A 16,379-nucleotide genomic window follows, 5' to 3' on the forward strand; every position below is an offset into this window, starting at 1 on the left:
AAGGTCTAATCAAAGTATTTATCAAAGTTTCAAATCGGCTTTGATGGGGATAAGGAGGATATTATGAAAAAATACATTGCTGTTGACCTTGGAGCATCCAACGGCCGGGTTATCGTAGGAAATCTGGAGGGGTTTGAAGTCACGAACCGTTTTCCCACATGGAATATCCGTCTGGGTGACAGTGTCTTCTGGGATATTCTTGCTATTTTTAATGAAATAAAAAAAGGAATCAAAGAGGCCGTGCGTCTTTATCCCAATGATGTTGTGAGCATTGGGATCGATACTTGGGGTGTGGATTATGGACTCTTAGACAAAAATGGAAACCTCATTGGGAATCCATACATGTACAGGGACAGCCGGACGGATAAGGCCATGGAAGAAGTCTTCAAGGTAGTTCCAAGGGAAGAAATCTACGAGAGGACGGGTATTCAGTTTGCTCAGTTCAACACCCTGTATCAGCTTTGGGCCATGAAGAGGGATTCTCCCGAACTTCTGGATGCGGCCAAACATTATCTGTCTGTTCCCGATCTGTTGAGTTATTGGCTCACCGGGGTTATGAAGAATGAATTCACCCATGCTTCAACAACCCAGCTGATGAATCCATATAAGAAAGACTGGGATAAAGAGCTGATGGCTAAGCTGGGGATTCCTTCTGATATTTTTGAAGAAATTGTTCCTTCCGGATCCGTCATCGGAACTCTGTCTCCCCATATCGCCGAAGAACTGAATGCTCCAGCAGGACTCAAGGTTGTCGCCGTAGGGGCACATGATACCGCATCGGCTGTAGCGGCGGTGCCTGTGGAAAATGGGAAAGATAATCTTTTTCTGAGTTCCGGTACCTGGTCTCTCCTGGGGGTCGAATCAGACTCTCCAGTCATCAATGAGAAAACCTATGGTCATGATCTGACCAATGAGGGTACTGTCTCTGGAACAACACGTCTTTTAAAAAATATAATGGGAATGTGGATTCTTCAGGAATCCAAGCGTTTCTGGGATGAAAATGGAGAAAAATACAGTTGGGATGAGCTTTCAGACATGGCTAGGGCTAATGGTCCGGTCCAGTGGCACCTAAACCCCAATGATCAGAGCTTTTTTGCTCCCTCTTCCATAGATGATCCCATGCCCGAACGTATCAGAAAGTTTTGTGTAAAGAATGGCTGGAACGAGCCAAAGTCCATAGGCGAATATGTCCGGGGTATCTTTCAGGGGCTTGCCGAAACATATGCGGCTACAATTGACGCTCTGGAAGAGATCACAGGCAAAAAATATGGAGAACTTTATATTGTGGGCGGGGGCTGCAGGGATGCTTTGCTTTGCGAATTAACCGCTGAAATTTCCAATAGAACGGTCATGGCCGGTCCGGGAGAAGCCACGGCTTTGGGGAATATTATGATCCAAATCCTGGCGTCCGGTGAAATTAGCAGTATTCAACAAGGGCGGGATCTTGTGCGCAAGACCCAGGATATTAAAGAATACAAACCCCAGACTGTGAATTAGAGAGGGACTATGATTAAAGCTGTGTTATTTGACATGGACGGTGTATTGGCAGATTCTGAAGAGTTTATCTGTGAAGCCGCCATGAAAATGTTTGAAGAGAAAGGTCTTATTGTGAAACCTGAAGATTTTCTTCCCTTTGTGGGCGCTGGTGAAAACCGCTACCTCGGAGGGGTTGCAGAGGCTTACGGGTTTGATCTGGGTAGCATTGATGAGGCTAAGGCCAGAACCTATGCGATTTATGGTGAGATCATTGTCGGGCGTTTAAAAGAGTTGCCCGGAGCAGCTGCTTTTGTAAGAGAGTGCAGGAATAAGGGTCTTAAAACGGCTCTGGCCACCAGCGCCGACAAAGATAAGATGAATTACACCATGGATGAAATCGGTTTATCGCTAGACCACTTTGATGCCTGTGTCAACGGCTTGGATGTAGAGAGGAAGAAACCCTTCCCGGATATTTACCAGATGGCCGCCCAGCTCTTAGGGGAAGATCCCCGGGATTGTCTGGTCGTGGAAGATGCCGTCAATGGTGTCCAGGCTGCCAAAGCCGCAGGAGCCAGATGTTTAGCTTTGACAAGCAGTTTTACGAGGAAAGAATTGGAGGGTGCCGATTGGTTTGCACCGGACCTTTCAGAGGTTCCCGCAGATGTTTTAAAATGGTAATGTTTCTTATAAATACAGTCATTATGGAAAATAAAACCGGCTCCCTTGTGTGAAAGATCAAGGGTTGGCTGAACAAGAGGAAGTAAAATGAATAACAATGTAATCAACAAAGGTTCGGATAATATCCGAATTCTATCAGCCGCCATGGTTGAAAAAGCAAAATCAGGACATCCAGGCGGAGCCATGGGTGGAGCCGATTTCGTAAACGTTCTGTTTTCAGAATTCCTGAATTTTGACCCCAGTGACGGTACCTGGATCAATCGAGACCGTTTTTTCCTAGATCCCGGTCATATGAGCCCCATGCTTTATTCAATTCTGGCTTTTTACGGACATTACACCATGGATGAATTAGCCAATTTCAGACAGTGGGGAAGTCCTACACCAGGACACCCCGAAGTGGATGCTGCCCGGGGAGTAGAAAATACATCAGGACCCTTGGGACAGGGGCATACATTTGCAATTGGAGCCGCCATTGCCGAAAAATTTCTGGTAGAAAAGTTCGGTGACTGGATGAGCCACAAAATTTATACCTTCATTTCCGATGGTGGTGTTCAGGAAGAAATTTCTCAGGGTGCGGGACGTATCGCCGGTAATCTGGGATTGAACAACCTGATTATGTTCTATGACTCAAATGATATTCAGCTGTCTACCACTGTGAAGGAAGTCACTTCCGAAGATACAGCTAAAAAATACGAATCCTGGGGTTGGAAAGTTCTCGAGATCGCAGGGAATGATCCAGACGCCATCAGAGGGGCCCTAAAAGAAGCCAATGCCGAAACTGAAAAACCTGTTCTCATCATCGGTAAAACGATTATGGGTAAGGGTGCTGTGGATGCACAGGGAAATAGCTTTGAAGGGAAAACTTCCACACACGGCCAGCCTTTGAGTGCTGCAGGTGCTTCATTTGAGAAGACAATTGAAAATCTGGGAGGAAACCCGGACAATCCTTTTACAATCTTCCCCGAAGTAAAAGAGTGGCTTGATGGTATTATTAAAGAAAAAACTGCCGCGGCGGCAGCCAAAAAAGCCGAACAGGCGGCATGGGCCAAGGCCAATCCGGCTCTGGCTGCCAAACTTGATCAGTTCTTCAGCGGAAAACTGCCTGAGATCGACTGGAAGGGAATCACACAGAAATCCGGCGTTGCCACAAGAGCTGCATCGGCTTCTGTTCTCGGAATCCTTGCAGAAAATGTAGAAAATATGATTGTTTCTTCTGCGGACCTCAGTAATTCTGACAAGACCGATGGTTTTTTAAACAAAACCAGAGCTATCACAAGAGATGATTTTGGCGGAGCCTTCCTTCAGTCCGGAGTGTGTGAGCTCACAATGGCTGCCATCTGTAACGGTTTGGCATTACATGGCGGAATCATTCCTGCTTGTGGTACCTTCTTTGTTTTCTCAGACTACATCAAACCGGCCCTGAGAACAGCGGCTCTGATGGAACTCCAGGTCATATATGTCTGGACCCATGATGCCTTCCGTGTTGGAGAAGACGGACCCACTCACCAGCCTGTGGAACATGAAGCTCAGCTCAGACTGATGGAACAGCTTCAGAATCATTCTCATAAAAACAGTACTCTTGTGCTTCGCCCTGCGGATGCACAGGAAACAACTGTTGCCTGGAAGATGGCACTGGAAAACACCAGTACTCCCACGGCTCTCATTCTGTCCAGACAGAATATCACAGAACTTCCCGCCGCCTCCGGTGATAGAGCAGCCGAAGCTTTTAATGCCGAAAAGGGTGCTTATATCGTGGCAGAGGCCGGAGGATCTCCTGATGTTGTTCTGGTTGCCTCCGGTTCTGAGGTTTCTACTCTTGTTGCCGGTGCGGCATTGCTGAAAGAAAAGAAAGGGCTGAAAGTTCAGATTGTCTCTGCTCCTTCGGAAGGTCTTTTCAGAAACCAGGATGCAGCATATCAGGAAAAGGTCCTTCCCTCAGGAGTACCAACATTCGGTATGACCGCTGGTCTTCCTGTAACCTTGCAGGGCCTTGTGGGAACGAAAGGTAAGGTCTTCGGTCTGAACAGTTTTGGTTTCAGCGCTCCTGCGGGAGTTCTTGACGAGAAATTGGGTTACACCGCTGAAAATGTATATAATCAGGTACTGGAGTTTCTGGGCTGATAAACGCTAATAGAAAAGGTCCGGGTTTGCCCGGACCTTTTTTTTGAAAAGAAATTAAGAAAGAGCTTTTAAGGCAGAAGCATAATCAGGTTCATTTACTATTTCAGAAACCTGTTCTGTATAGATAATTTTTCCTTCAGGATTGACAATTACTACGGCTCTTGAAAGAAGACCAGTGAGCGGTCCTTCTGTAAAAAGAACCCCATAATCTTGACCAAACTTTTCATCTCTAAAATTTGATGCTGTGTAAACATTCTCGAGGCCTTCGGTTGTACAAAATCGTTCAGCTGCAAAAGGAAGATCCGCCGAAATACAAAGGACAACTGTATTATCAAGGGAAGAGGCTTCCTTGTTAAATCTCCTGACCGATGCGGCACAGGTTCCTGTGTCCAGGCTGGGGAAAATATTGAGAATCACATTTTTTCCCTTAAATTCAGACAGGGTTATATCCCCAAGATCAGATTTTACCAGTTTAAAGTCTACGGCTACAGTCCCTTTTGCCGGGAGGTCTCCTATGGTTTTCACTGGGTTTCCATGTAAAGTGATGTTTGACATTTTATTGTCTCCTATTTTTATTCAAATGTTAGTTAATCCTAATATAGTAAGAATTCCTTTCATATGCAAATTTTGATTTGTATTTTAAACAGAATTTAGAAGATAAAACTGTCCAAAAAACAGGAAAAGAGAAACATCAATTCCGCTGTTGTAAAAGGCCTATTGGGTTAGTGGTAGGGGCAATTCAAATAAAGTTTTCACAGTGATACCCGTAGTAGTCGGAGGGATCAAAGTGATGTTAAAGCTGCACGACAGATGGAGAAGTATCATATATACTAGTTATAGAAGACGACCGGTATCAATGACTTTCCCGCTTAACTAGTCATTGCCTAAGTCTCTCCAGGTCCTTCGATTCAAAGAGGAGCTCATGGGACCATCAGGCTGTTCCGGGCGGAGAATAAATAGTATTTTTGAAGAGGAGATATGAATTATGGCTGTCAGTTTTGATTTGAAAGGAAAAGTGGCGATTGTTACTGGATGCAGCACAGGATTGGGACAAGGCATCTGTCTGGGTATGGCGGAAGCCGGGGCTAAGGTTGTGGGTGTCGGTATGAGTGATCCCTCCAATACTGCCAAACAAATAGCTGCCATGGGAGGAGAATTCCTCTGGGTCAAAGCCGATCTTACATCCATTGATCCTATTCAGGGAATACTTGATCAAACGATTGAACATTTTGGGGCTTTGAATATCCTTGTGAATAATGCAGGAATCATCCGGCGGGAAGATTCCATCAATTTTACTGAGAAAGATTGGGATGATGTCATGAATCTTAACCTGAAGACTGTTTTTTTCTTCTGTCAGGCCGCCGCAAAACAGTTTTTAAAACAGGGAACAGGAGGGAAGATCATTAACATTGCCTCCATGCTTTCTTACCAGGGAGGAATCCGAGTCCCTTCCTACACATCCAGTAAAAGCGGTCTTCTTGGTTTAACCAGACTCCTGGCTTGTGAATGGGCTAAAGACAACATCAATGTGAATGGAATTGCACCGGGCTACATGGATACGAATAATACAGAGGCTCTTAGAAATGACCCTGAAAGATCTGCGGCAATTCTGGGCCGAATACCTGCTGATCGTTGGGGGCTTCCTTCGGATATTGCCGGACCGGCTGTCTTTCTTGCCTCTTCTGCAAGTGATTATGTCAATGGTTTTACCCTGGCAGTGGATGGCGGCTGGTTGGCCCGTTAAAATAAACAATCTACATCTATAAAAACTCAATATATAATGGGAACATAATCAATATTAAAATACCATTGTGAGGTTTGTAGAGTGAATATTCCTATTGCTGACTTGGAACATCGGATAAAGGCATTGTTGTTGAATGTCGGAGTGAATGCTGAAAATACTGAAAAAGTAACGGATGTCTATATGCGGGCCTCTTATCGTGAAGTTGGCCATCATGACATACACGATTTATTAAGCAGAATCGGACAAATCAAAGAAAAGGCCATAAAACCTAATCCAGTTTACAAGCTGCTGACAGACTTCGGTGGAATCCAGTGCTATGACGGAGACAACGCATTGGGTGAACTCAATTCCTACTTCATAACTGAAAAGAGCATGGAATTAGCAGAATTGCATGGCATTGGATACTGTACGATTCGAAATAGCAATCATTTTTTAGCAGCAGCCCCCTTTGTTGAAATGGCTGATGAAAAGGGATTTTTAACCATCGTTATGTCTAAATCTCCGGGTGGATTATCCCTGCCTGGAGTCGATAAAAATCTTACCGGGAATAATCCTTTTGGTTATGCTGCAGGGTACAATGACGGGAAACTGCTGTTTGATATTTGCTGCGCCTATTCTTCCTTTGGAAAGATGCAAGCCATGAAGGATGAGGGGCAGCTTGTGCCGGAATATTGGGGGAATGACCGCAATGGACAGCCAAGTACCAAACCAGAAGAAATCCTGGAGAGTGGACTTTATATGCCCATTGGAGAACACAAGGGGTTTGGTATTGCCCTTCTTGTTGAATTGCTATCCTCTGTTCTAGGTGATGGGGTTCTTTTGAATCAGGAATTGAAAGATTCAGAGATGAAAGGAAAGTATACTCAATCTGCCCTATCTATCGATATAAAAAAAATTATGACTGTAGATAAATTTAAGGATAGGGTACAGCAAATGGTTGATATTCTAAGGGGAATTGACCCCAAAATTTATATTCCCGGCCAGCGGTCTATTCAAGCAAAAGCCAAAATAGATGAGTTGGGGTATTTTCAAATTTCAGATGATTTGATTGGAAAAATGGATTTAGCATTGTCAGAAAATTAAATACTGAAGTTCTAAGGAACAGCGGTGTATAAAGGAGTTTTTATGAGACAGGCAGTCATGACGTCCCCAGGGACAATCGAATTTAAGGAAGTTGCCAAACCGGTTGCCGCGAAAGGGGAGGTCCTTCTAAGGGTTATGTGCATCGGAGTCTGCGGCAGTGATGTTCATGTCTATCACGGGCTTCATCCCTATACCCCTTATCCAGTGGTTCAGGGGCATGAAGTTTCCTTTGAAGTTGTCAGTTTTGCTGAGGGGGTTACGGGATTTTCTCCGGGAGATAGGGTGACCATAGAGCCTCAGGTTTCCTGTGGTGAGTGTTTCGCCTGTAAAAGCGGTCTTTATAATATTTGTGATAATCTAAAAGTTCTGGGGTTTCAGACAACAGGCTGTGCTTCAGATTATTTTGTAGCTCCCGCAGCGAAGCTGGTTAAGCTTGATCCCTCGATGAAATATGAACACGGGGCGATGATGGAGCCCCTCTCTGTGGCTGTGAGAGCCGTGAATCAGGCCTTTTCAGAGGCAGACGGGGGAATAAAAGGAAAACAGGTCTTGGTGTATGGTGCCGGACCCATCGGCAATCTTGTGGCTCAGGCGGCCCATGGTATGGGGGCATCCAAGGTCATGATATCCGATTTGAATGAGTTTCGTCTTGAAAAAGCAAAAGCCTGTGGTATTGAATTCATTAGTAATCCCGCCAAAGATAATCTAGCCGAACAAGTCGATGAATATTTTGGCAAAGATAGAAAAGCAGATGTCATATTTGAGTGTGTAGGTGTGAATGGCACCATGGACAGTGCCATTGAAATCGCCCGGAAGGGAACTCCTATTGTGGTTGTAGGTGTCTTCGGTAAAAAAGCGGAGATTGATATGGCCCGTGTCAATGAGAATGAACTGAAATTGATTGGAACCGCCCGCTATGTACTGGAAGATTTTGAGATTGCCAAGGGTCTTGTGGCATCAGGAAAAGTCAATTTGAATCCGCTTGTGACAGATGTTTTTGACTTTGAAAAATATAATGAGGCCTATTTGAAAATCCAGAATGAGCCGGCTACCACAATGAAGGTTATCATCCAGGTGAATTCGTAGACGTCTATGAACAGAAATGTTGATTTGTGCCGATTTTTAAATGCAGAACTAGTCATTTCTTTCTCTTGTAGGATCGGTCTCAAAAGAAATTCTGAGATCTGGAAGGGGTTTGTAAGCAAGGAGACTCTTTGTTTATTAAAAAGATAAACGTTTAATAAAAATTGACAGATTGTTTAGTTTCTTATATTCTACCTGCATGACCCCAACAGTTCGGAGCATTGCGCAATCAGCCGGAGTTTCTCCGGCCACTGTCTCTCTTGTCCTCAATGATAAACCGGGGGTTGGAGAGGAAACACGCATTCTTGTCAGGAAGATAGCAAGAGATCAGGGCTACCAACTTCCCAAGAGTACCTCGTCTGCCAAGGGCAGTACCATCAGGCTGGTGAAGGTCACAAAACACGGACACATTCTCAATAGGGATCACAACGCTTTTATCTCTGACTACATTGATGGGCTGGACAGGGAGGCAAGACTAAATGGATATACCCTGGAAGTTCAGAGTGTTGAAGGTCTGGATCTTGAGCATCTCAAGGAGGATCTGGAGCAATCCAGTCTGTCAGGGGCTCTCGTATTGGCCACTGAGTTGAGTCCGGAAGATATACTCTCTTTTCAGAATATAAGACTCCCCCTTGTCTTTTTGGATGGAACTCACCCTGATGCTCCCTTTGACTTTGTTGATATGGACAATGAAGGAGCTGTCTTTTCGGTAATCAGGGCATTGGTAGAAGGTGGGCATAGAAGAATAGGTCTTGTCAAATCCTCTGTTGAAACGCGGAATTTCAGGGCGAGAGAAGCCAGTTATTATGATGCTCTTAGCGCTTATGGCTTGGAAATAAATCAAAACTGGATTTACGAGGTGGATTCTAACTATGAGAAAGCCGGGTTGGATATGGAGCAGTATCTCCGTAGGGGTCAAAGCTTACCCACGGCCTTGTTCTGTGTTTGCGATATTATAGCCATGGGATGCATGAAAGCCATTCAGAAGGTAGGAATGAAGGTTCCAGAGGACCTTTCCATTGTGGGTTTTGATGATCTCCCTTCATCGCAAAGGACCGATCCGCCCCTGTCTTCTGTCAAAGTTTGTAAGGAAAGAATTGGCCGAAGGGCTTTTCAACTGCTGAAGCGCAGAATAGATGATGCAGCATTGCCCTATGAAAAGGTGTATATCGGAACAGAACTTGTTCTTCGAGAGAGTCAGAGTTTTCAATCTGAATAGATAAAGGATGGATCAATGAAAATATTAAATTACGGATCTTTGAATATTGATATTGTTTACAAAGTGCCTCATATCGTCAAACCCGGGGAAACGATATCCGCATCGGATGTCCAGAAGTATGCCGGAGGAAAGGGGGCTAACCAATCCGTGGCCTTGGCCAAGGCAGGAGCTCCTGTCTGGCATGGCGGAACTATTGGGAGTGATGGTCTTTGGCTGTTGGATCTTTTGAACAAATTTAATGTTAAAACTGAATTGGTTAGTCAGTACGAGGGACCAACAGGCCAGGCTATTATTCAGGTTTCTGATAAGGGTCAGAATTCGATCTTCCTCTTCGGGGGGGGAAATCAAAATAATACGGAGGCCGAAGTGGACAAGGCCCTGGCGCATTTTGAAGAGGGTGATTATCTGGTTTTGCAAAATGAAATCAATCTGACTCCTTATATTATTGAAAAAGCCTCCGCCCGGGGGATGAAGATTTGTTTGAATCCCGCTCCTTTTACTGAGAATATCAAATCATGGCCTCTGGAAAAACTGGATCTTTTGGTGGTAAATGAAATAGAGGGACAGGATTTGGCTGGGAAAGAAGGGAGTTTTGAAGAGACCCTCGATCAATTGACAAATATGTATCCCGGTATGAGTATTCTTTTGACTGCCGGTAAAGCGGGAGCTTATTTTGGTAAGGACTCACAGCGCGAATTCGTACCAATTGTGGATGCTCCTGTTGTTGACACCACCGCTGCGGGAGACACATTTTTTGGATATTTTTTAGCAGGAAGATTAAAAGGTTCTTCTGTTCGGGAAGCCATGGAAGACGCTACCAGAGCTTCGGCAATTACCGTGTCCCGACCGGGAGCCATGGATTCAATTCCTTATGCTCAAGAATTGCAATAGATAATTATTTTGATCGAAGCTTTGTATCATCAGCTTTGATATTTGTTTTTCTTGCGCTATTGAAAGTCCTGTTGTACTCTATATGAACAATTCGTTCCATAGGGTGTACAATATTTGAACAAATCTATCCTTATCATCGATGATAACGAGGCATTCTGTCGTAGTTTGGCCCGAATGCTGGGGGATGAGAGGATCAGTGTACACAGCTCCTTTAGTAGTAAGCAGGCATTCTGTCTCCTTAAGAAAACTCTTGTACATTTAGTTCTGCTGGATGTGCGCTTAGGAGATGAGTCAGGTCTCGAAGTGCTATCACTCCTTCAGAAGCAATACCCCAATCTTCCTGTGATAATGCTTACAGGTTATGCCTCCATTGAATCAGCAGTTCAATCTATAAAGTTGGGAGCTTTTGATTATATTCAGAAACCTGTTAAATATGAAAAATTAATGAAGCTGATTGATAATGCCTGTACGATTGCATCATTAAAAAAAGAGAATCGGGATCTACATGAGAGTCTGGACCACTTGAGACCCAAAATATTGAGCCAAGATCCTCGGGTGAATGAAATTAAAAATACAATCAATAAACTGACTGCAGCTAATTTACCCATCCTTCTTTATGGAGAGAATGGAACAGGGAAAGAATTATTTGCGGATTATATTCATTTTCAAAGCAGTAGAAAAGTTAGAAAAATTATTAAAATCAATTGTGCCGCTTTTGCAGATACCTTACTGGACAATGAATTATTTGGACATGAAAAAGGGGCGTACACCGGGGCAGATTCCCTTTATCAGGGAGTCTTTGAAAAGGCGGATCAGGGTTCTCTGTTTTTAGATGAGATAGGAGATATGTCTCTAGAAGTCCAGGCTAAGGTTTTAAGGGTCATTCAGAACAAGGAGCTTTTCCGTTTGGGAGGTAAAGAGGTCATTCATGTTGATGTCAGACTGATTTCTGCTACAAATAAAAAGCTGGAAGTTTTGATCAGAGAAGGCCGCTTTCGTGAAGATCTGTACTATCGCCTCAACGCAGCCACCGTATCTATACCTCCTCTACGGGAACGACCGAATGATATTCCTCTTTTAACAGATCTCTTTTTGAAAGAGTTTGCATCAGAGAACAACAAGGTTTTAAAAGGGATTGATCCTGATGTAATGGACCAGCTCAAGAAATATCCATGGCCAGGGAATATCCGTGAGCTTAAGAATGTTATCAATTATGCAGCTGCTGTATCATCGACAGGAACTCTTGGCATCAGGGATCTTCCTGGGTCATTGCAGCATGGTGTTCCGGGAAGAACCGGTCTGCTGAATACTCTTGATGATTCAGAAAAAAGTATCATTCTTAATGAGTTGAAAAAAACAAATTATAATAAGAAAAAAGTAGCAGAGATTTTAAATATTAGTAGAACAACTCTGTACAGCAAGATGAGAAAGTATGAAATCCTTTGATTGGAACCATGAGACTCCTATTTTGGAGCTTAAGGATGTATCTATACAATATGGGACCATAAAAGCCCTTGATGGTATCAATCTTTCAATTCATGGGGGAGAAATCCACGCCATTGTCGGTGAGCACGGTGCAGGTAAATCAACACTTGCCAAGATGGTTGCCAACCTTATCAGTCCTGATTCAGGGCAGATTCTTTTTCGAGGAAAACCCTATGGTCCATTGGGATACAAAGGCACAATTGATGCAGGGATCAGAATGGTCTTTCAGAAGATGCAATTGAATCAGACTCTCACGGTTGCAGAAAATTTGTTTATAGCCAATAAGGAAGCCTTTGGATCTCGAGGAGGATTTTTTAGTCAAAAGAAGGTAGACCGCCTAGCAGAGACATTCCTCAGAGAAAACCAATACAATCTGAAGCCAAGGACCAAAGTTTCTGAATTAGGTCTTTCAGACAGAGCTCTCTTGAGTATCATCAAAAATTTGTATCATCCACCACGAATTCTGATTTTAGATGAGGCTTTGGAGAAATTATCTGCTCAGGGGTTGGACAGGGTCATTCAGACACTCAAGAAATTAAGAGATGACGGTTGTTCCATTCTTTTTATTACACACAGGATTGATGATCTCTACATGATTGCAGATAGGGTCAGTGTCGTCAGGAAAGGAGAAGTCCTTATTTCTGATGATATTGGAGAATTGGATAAAATCAGTCTTATTAAAATTGCTTATACCCAATTCTCAAATCTGGAAGATCACCTAGGGCAGGCTGAAGAGTTTAATAAGCTGATGAAGTATAATGAGGTTATTCTAAAACAGCTTCCCATTAGTCTTATTGTTTCTAATTTCGAAAATCGAATCAGAATGATGAATGGGAGTGCCAAGGAGTTATTTAGTACGTCTTCAGCTTCAGATATGATTGATTTGTCACTGGAAGAGCTTTTTCAGAATAATCCCAGGACCCTCGATCTTCTCAAGGAGACACGAGGTGGTAAAGATACACGGTCTCTATATAACACCCCTCTTAAACTAAATCAGGGAACTGCCATGGTGAACATCATTGTATTTCCAATTTTTGAAGGAACTCTGCTCATAGGAAATATGTTAATCATAGAGGATATTACAGAAAGAGAGCAGCTTAGGAACCAACTTGTCTTGTCTGAAAAATTGGCCTCTTTGGGACTTTTGGCCGCAGGAGTGGCTCATGAGATCAATAATCCGTTAGGTGTTATCACAAACTACCTTGAGTCTTTTAAGATGGATAAAATCCTGGCAGAAGAACGGGATTCTGTCTATGCGTACCTCTTTGAACAGATCAACTACATTACCCAGGTAATCGGTAATTTAATCTCCTTTTCCGAAAATCAGAGTCAAACTACGGAGTTGGTATGTGTCAATGAAGCCATACAGAATATAATTGACCTGATACGTTTCAATGGCAAGCAAAAGCATATCCAAATACAATTTTCTCCAAATAAATCAGAAGTCCTGAATGTCAGAATCAATAAAAATGAGTTCAAACAGGTCATATTGAACCTATTCAAGAATGCATTTGAAGTGATGCCCGATGGAGGGCACATCGTCATTACAACAGCTTTGAAGGTTTCTGATTCTGAATCCAGTGTTCACATATGTTTTGAGGATAATGGTCCTGGGATACTCTTTGAAAACCCTTCAGATGTTTTTCTGCCATTTACCACATCCAAAAATACAAACAGTAATTTTGGACTCGGACTCTCTCTGTGTTACAATATTCTGAGTCGTTATGATGGTGAAATTACCGTTCAGTCTGATAAAGAAAATGGTACTCAATTTCAAATAACTCTTCCTCTCTCAGAAAGTGTATGAAAAATGAACATATATGCTTTACAGAGTGTTCACTTGAACAGGGTCTTCTGCATGGTTTGCTGGATAAGTCCTGCTCGTTTTCCAGTCTTTCACAGCTAGAAATGGCTTTCTGGCCTATCCAGGGTACTCCTGATTGATAATATCATGTCTTTTATTCGATTGGCATGATAGTTGCATTAGTATTATGAAACAGATTCCTCCCTATTGGAGGATATCAAAAGGAGAATCTAATGAGAAAAAATGTTTTAGTCCTTTTAATCTGCATGTTGCTATTGATGCCCATGCTCGCAATGGCTAAAGGTGCCCAGGAAGAAGTCAAGGATGACAGGCCGGTAGTTGGCTTAATTATGAAGTCTTTGGCCAATGAGTTTTTCATGGCTATGGAGGAAGGTGCCCAGGCCTATGCAGCCGAGGATGGTACATTTAAGCTTATCACCATGGGAATGAACTCAGAAACTGATTTTGACTCACAAGTAAATGCCGTTGATACTCTGATAACGCAAGGTGTCGATCTTATTGTTCTTGCTCCCGCAGATTCTGCGGGAATGGTAGCACCGGTAAAAAGAGCCATCGATGCAGGTGTTACGGTCATTAATTTTGACGTGACATTGGATAAGGATGCATTGAAAGCCGCCGGACTTCCTGAAGAATTCCTTTTTGTAGGACCTGATAATACAGATGGTGCCGAAATGGTTGGGAACTATCTAGGTGAAAAACTGGGAGATGGTGGTAAGGTCTTTATTCTGGAAGGTAATCCTGGAGCAGATAATGCAAAACAGAGAAAAAACGGCTTTATGAAGTCTATTGCTACTCATAACCTGGAACTGCTCGCTTCCAATACAGCCCATTGGGAGACAGAAGAAGCAAATACTCTCATGACAAATCTTTTGACAAAGCATCCTGATGTTCAGGGAGTTATGTGTGCCAATGATTCTATGGCTCTCGGTGTTGTCCGGGCTTTAGAAGCTGCAGGACGATCTGATGTCCAGGTCGTTGGTTTTGATAATATCCCTGCAGTTAAAGATCTAATTCTGAATGATAAAATGTTGGCTACAGTACATATGGATGGTGCAGAAATGGCTATTTTAGCATTTAATGCAGGATTTGAGATTTTGGCCGGAGAAAGAGAGAATCTTGGTTGGGTACAGTCACCGCTAATTCTGGCAGATAAGGCCTTTTTTGAATAATTAAAACGAGTGTGAATAATAGAGGGATAGTCCTTTGGGATTGTCCCTTTTTCATAAGTGAGGAGATTTGATGGCTGCTAATAATATAATAGAACTGCAGAATATTTCTCTTGTTTTTCCTGGTGTCAGAGCTCTTAATGAAGTAAATCTTGCTATTCACAAAGGGGAAATTCACGTTCTGCTGGGAGAAAACGGAGCCGGGAAATCTTCCCTGATAAAAACTATTTGCGGAGTGTATCAGCAGAGCAGTGGTACCATGATTTTTGATGGGTTGGAGTATGCTCCTTTGAATCCATTGACAGCCATTCAGAAAGGAGTTCGGGTTGTTTATCAAGAGTTTAACCTTTTACCTTATCTATCCATTGCAGAAAATATATTCTTTGAAAAGCTACCTAGTAAGGGAGGCCTGGTTGATTATCAACGCCTCAATCATGAAGCTTCACTTCTGATGGCTAAAGTGGGACTTGGAAAATTGTCTCCAAAAATGCCTGTTGAGAATCTGGGTGTTGCACAGATGCAGTTGATAGAAATTGCCAAAGCTCTTTCCGGAGATAGTCGCATTTTGATTCTGGATGAACCCACGGCTACATTGATGCCGGATGAAATTGATACCCTCTTTGCATTATTACTTAAGTTAAAATCTGAGGGAGTCTCCATAATTTATATTTCTCACCGCTTGAATGAGATTTTCCGCATCGGGGACAGAGTGACAGTGCTGCGAAATGGAGAACTGGTAGGGACTCATCCTTCTTCTGAGTTGGATATACCGAAGATTGTAAAGATGATGGTGGGACGGAACATGGATTCAGAGTATCCCTTTGATGACACAGTGCTTCCTTCTGATCCACTCCTAGAAGTGAAAGATTTAAAATATAAAGGGAATCCTCATTCCAAATCCTTTACTCTGAGAAAAGGGGAGATTCTGGGGATTGCAGGTTTAGTCGGCTCGGGTAGAACCGAAACTATGCGAGCTTTATTCGGGGCTGATCCCAAGATGGGAGGTCAAATCTTTCTGAAAGGAGAAGAACTGATCATTACAAGTCCTCGGGATGCCGTGAAAAATGGAATTTGTTTACTGACGGAAGACCGTAAACAACAGGGGCTCATCCTTGAAATGAGCTGTGTTGAAAACACGACCATTACAGACTTAAAATCTGTTTCCGATTATGGTTTTTTGAATCGAGAACAGGAGCGTGAAGCTACTGAGAAACAAATCCGTGAAATGAATATCAAAACGCCGGGAATAGACCAGAAAACCCTCCACCTTTCTGGGGGAAACCAACAGAAAATTCTCATTGGTAAATGGTTGTACAGAGATTCTGAAGTTTTTATCTTTGATGAGCCTACCAGAGGAATTGACGTCGGGGCAAAATATGAAATCTATCTTCTGTTATGGAAGCTGGCGGCAATGGGCCGGGGTATCATCATGGTCTCATCAGATCTGCCTGAACTGACGGGGGTCTGCCACCGGATACTGGTTTTTTCAGATGGAAAAATAACAGGTGAATTGGAGAGAAAGGATTTTGATCCTGAGTCTATTTTGGCATTGTCATATAAAGAGTATTTACAGAGTTAGAATCTGTTTATTGAAAGTAATAACGAATG

The 16,379-nt window shown here is 43.0% G+C and carries 13 protein-coding genes; 12 read left to right on the top strand and 1 reads right to left on the bottom strand.

Translation table 11 applies throughout. The annotated features are described in order from the left end of the window. Positions 1–63: 63 nt before the first annotated feature. From EXM22_RS16730 to EXM22_RS16740, 3 genes are all read left to right on the top strand, one after another. Positions 64–1,497, top strand: a complete 1,434-nt coding sequence (locus EXM22_RS16730; protein ID WP_149487618.1) for a rhamnulokinase — start codon at positions 64–66, stop codon at positions 1,495–1,497. Positions 1,498–1,506: 9 nt separating this feature from the next. Next, entirely contained in the window at positions 1,507–2,154 is a 648-nt protein-coding gene (locus EXM22_RS16735; RefSeq protein WP_149487619.1) for an HAD family hydrolase, read from the top strand. An 87-nt stretch (positions 2,155–2,241) separates the two neighbouring features. Beyond that, positions 2,242–4,275: a transketolase family protein gene (locus EXM22_RS16740; RefSeq protein WP_149487620.1), complete on the top strand. Its 2,034-nt coding sequence runs from the start codon at positions 2,242–2,244 to the stop codon at positions 4,273–4,275. Between the two features lie 54 nt (positions 4,276–4,329). On the opposite strand, the gene tpx is transcribed toward EXM22_RS16740, so the two are convergent. Beyond that, complete coding sequence (gene tpx, locus EXM22_RS16745) at positions 4,330–4,830, bottom strand: thiol peroxidase (protein WP_149487621.1); 501 nt, start codon at positions 4,828–4,830, stop codon at positions 4,330–4,332. 430 nt (positions 4,831–5,260) lie between these two features. Here tpx and kduD point away from each other — a divergent pair, with 430 nt between their 5' ends. From kduD to EXM22_RS16790, 9 genes are all read left to right on the top strand, one after another. Continuing rightward, a complete protein-coding gene (gene kduD, locus EXM22_RS16750; RefSeq protein WP_281289881.1) occupies positions 5,261–6,019 on the top strand; it encodes a 2-dehydro-3-deoxy-D-gluconate 5-dehydrogenase KduD in 759 nt (252 codons plus the stop codon). A gap of 81 nt (positions 6,020–6,100) precedes the next feature. Continuing rightward, positions 6,101–7,102: an Ldh family oxidoreductase gene (locus EXM22_RS16755; protein ID WP_168203579.1), complete on the top strand. Its 1,002-nt coding sequence runs from the start codon at positions 6,101–6,103 to the stop codon at positions 7,100–7,102. A 42-nt stretch (positions 7,103–7,144) separates the two neighbouring features. Further along, positions 7,145–8,188: a zinc-dependent alcohol dehydrogenase gene (locus EXM22_RS16760; RefSeq protein WP_149487624.1), complete on the top strand. Its 1,044-nt coding sequence runs from the start codon at positions 7,145–7,147 to the stop codon at positions 8,186–8,188. 196 nt (positions 8,189–8,384) lie between these two features. Beyond that, positions 8,385–9,404: a LacI family DNA-binding transcriptional regulator gene (locus EXM22_RS16765; protein WP_149487625.1), complete on the top strand. Its 1,020-nt coding sequence runs from the start codon at positions 8,385–8,387 to the stop codon at positions 9,402–9,404. A gap of 15 nt (positions 9,405–9,419) precedes the next feature. Continuing rightward, complete coding sequence (locus tag EXM22_RS16770) at positions 9,420–10,295, top strand: ribokinase (protein ID WP_149487626.1); 876 nt, start codon at positions 9,420–9,422, stop codon at positions 10,293–10,295. A gap of 114 nt (positions 10,296–10,409) precedes the next feature. Then, positions 10,410–11,741 carry a sigma-54-dependent transcriptional regulator gene (locus tag EXM22_RS16775; RefSeq protein WP_149487627.1) on the top strand — a complete coding sequence of 444 codons (1,332 nt, stop codon included), beginning with the start codon at positions 10,410–10,412 and terminating at the stop codon, positions 11,739–11,741. Beyond that, on the top strand, positions 11,728–13,587 hold the full coding sequence (locus EXM22_RS16780; protein ID WP_149487628.1) for an ATP-binding cassette domain-containing protein: 1,860 nt from the start codon (positions 11,728–11,730) through the stop codon (positions 13,585–13,587). The genes EXM22_RS16775 and EXM22_RS16780 overlap by 14 nt, the downstream gene beginning before the upstream one ends. 230 nt (positions 13,588–13,817) lie before the next feature. Next, positions 13,818–14,774, top strand: coding sequence for a sugar ABC transporter substrate-binding protein (locus EXM22_RS16785; protein WP_168203580.1), 957 nt, complete (start codon positions 13,818–13,820; stop codon positions 14,772–14,774). Between the two features lie 70 nt (positions 14,775–14,844). After that, positions 14,845–16,350 (top strand): sugar ABC transporter ATP-binding protein, encoded by a 1,506-nt coding sequence (locus tag EXM22_RS16790; protein ID WP_149487629.1) that lies wholly within the window; start codon positions 14,845–14,847, stop codon positions 16,348–16,350. The last annotated feature ends 29 nt before the right edge of the window (positions 16,351–16,379 follow it).

The organism is Oceanispirochaeta crateris (assembly GCF_008329965.1).
In the GTDB taxonomy this organism is placed as follows: domain Bacteria; phylum Spirochaetota; class Spirochaetia; order DSM-2461; family DSM-2461; genus Oceanispirochaeta; species Oceanispirochaeta crateris.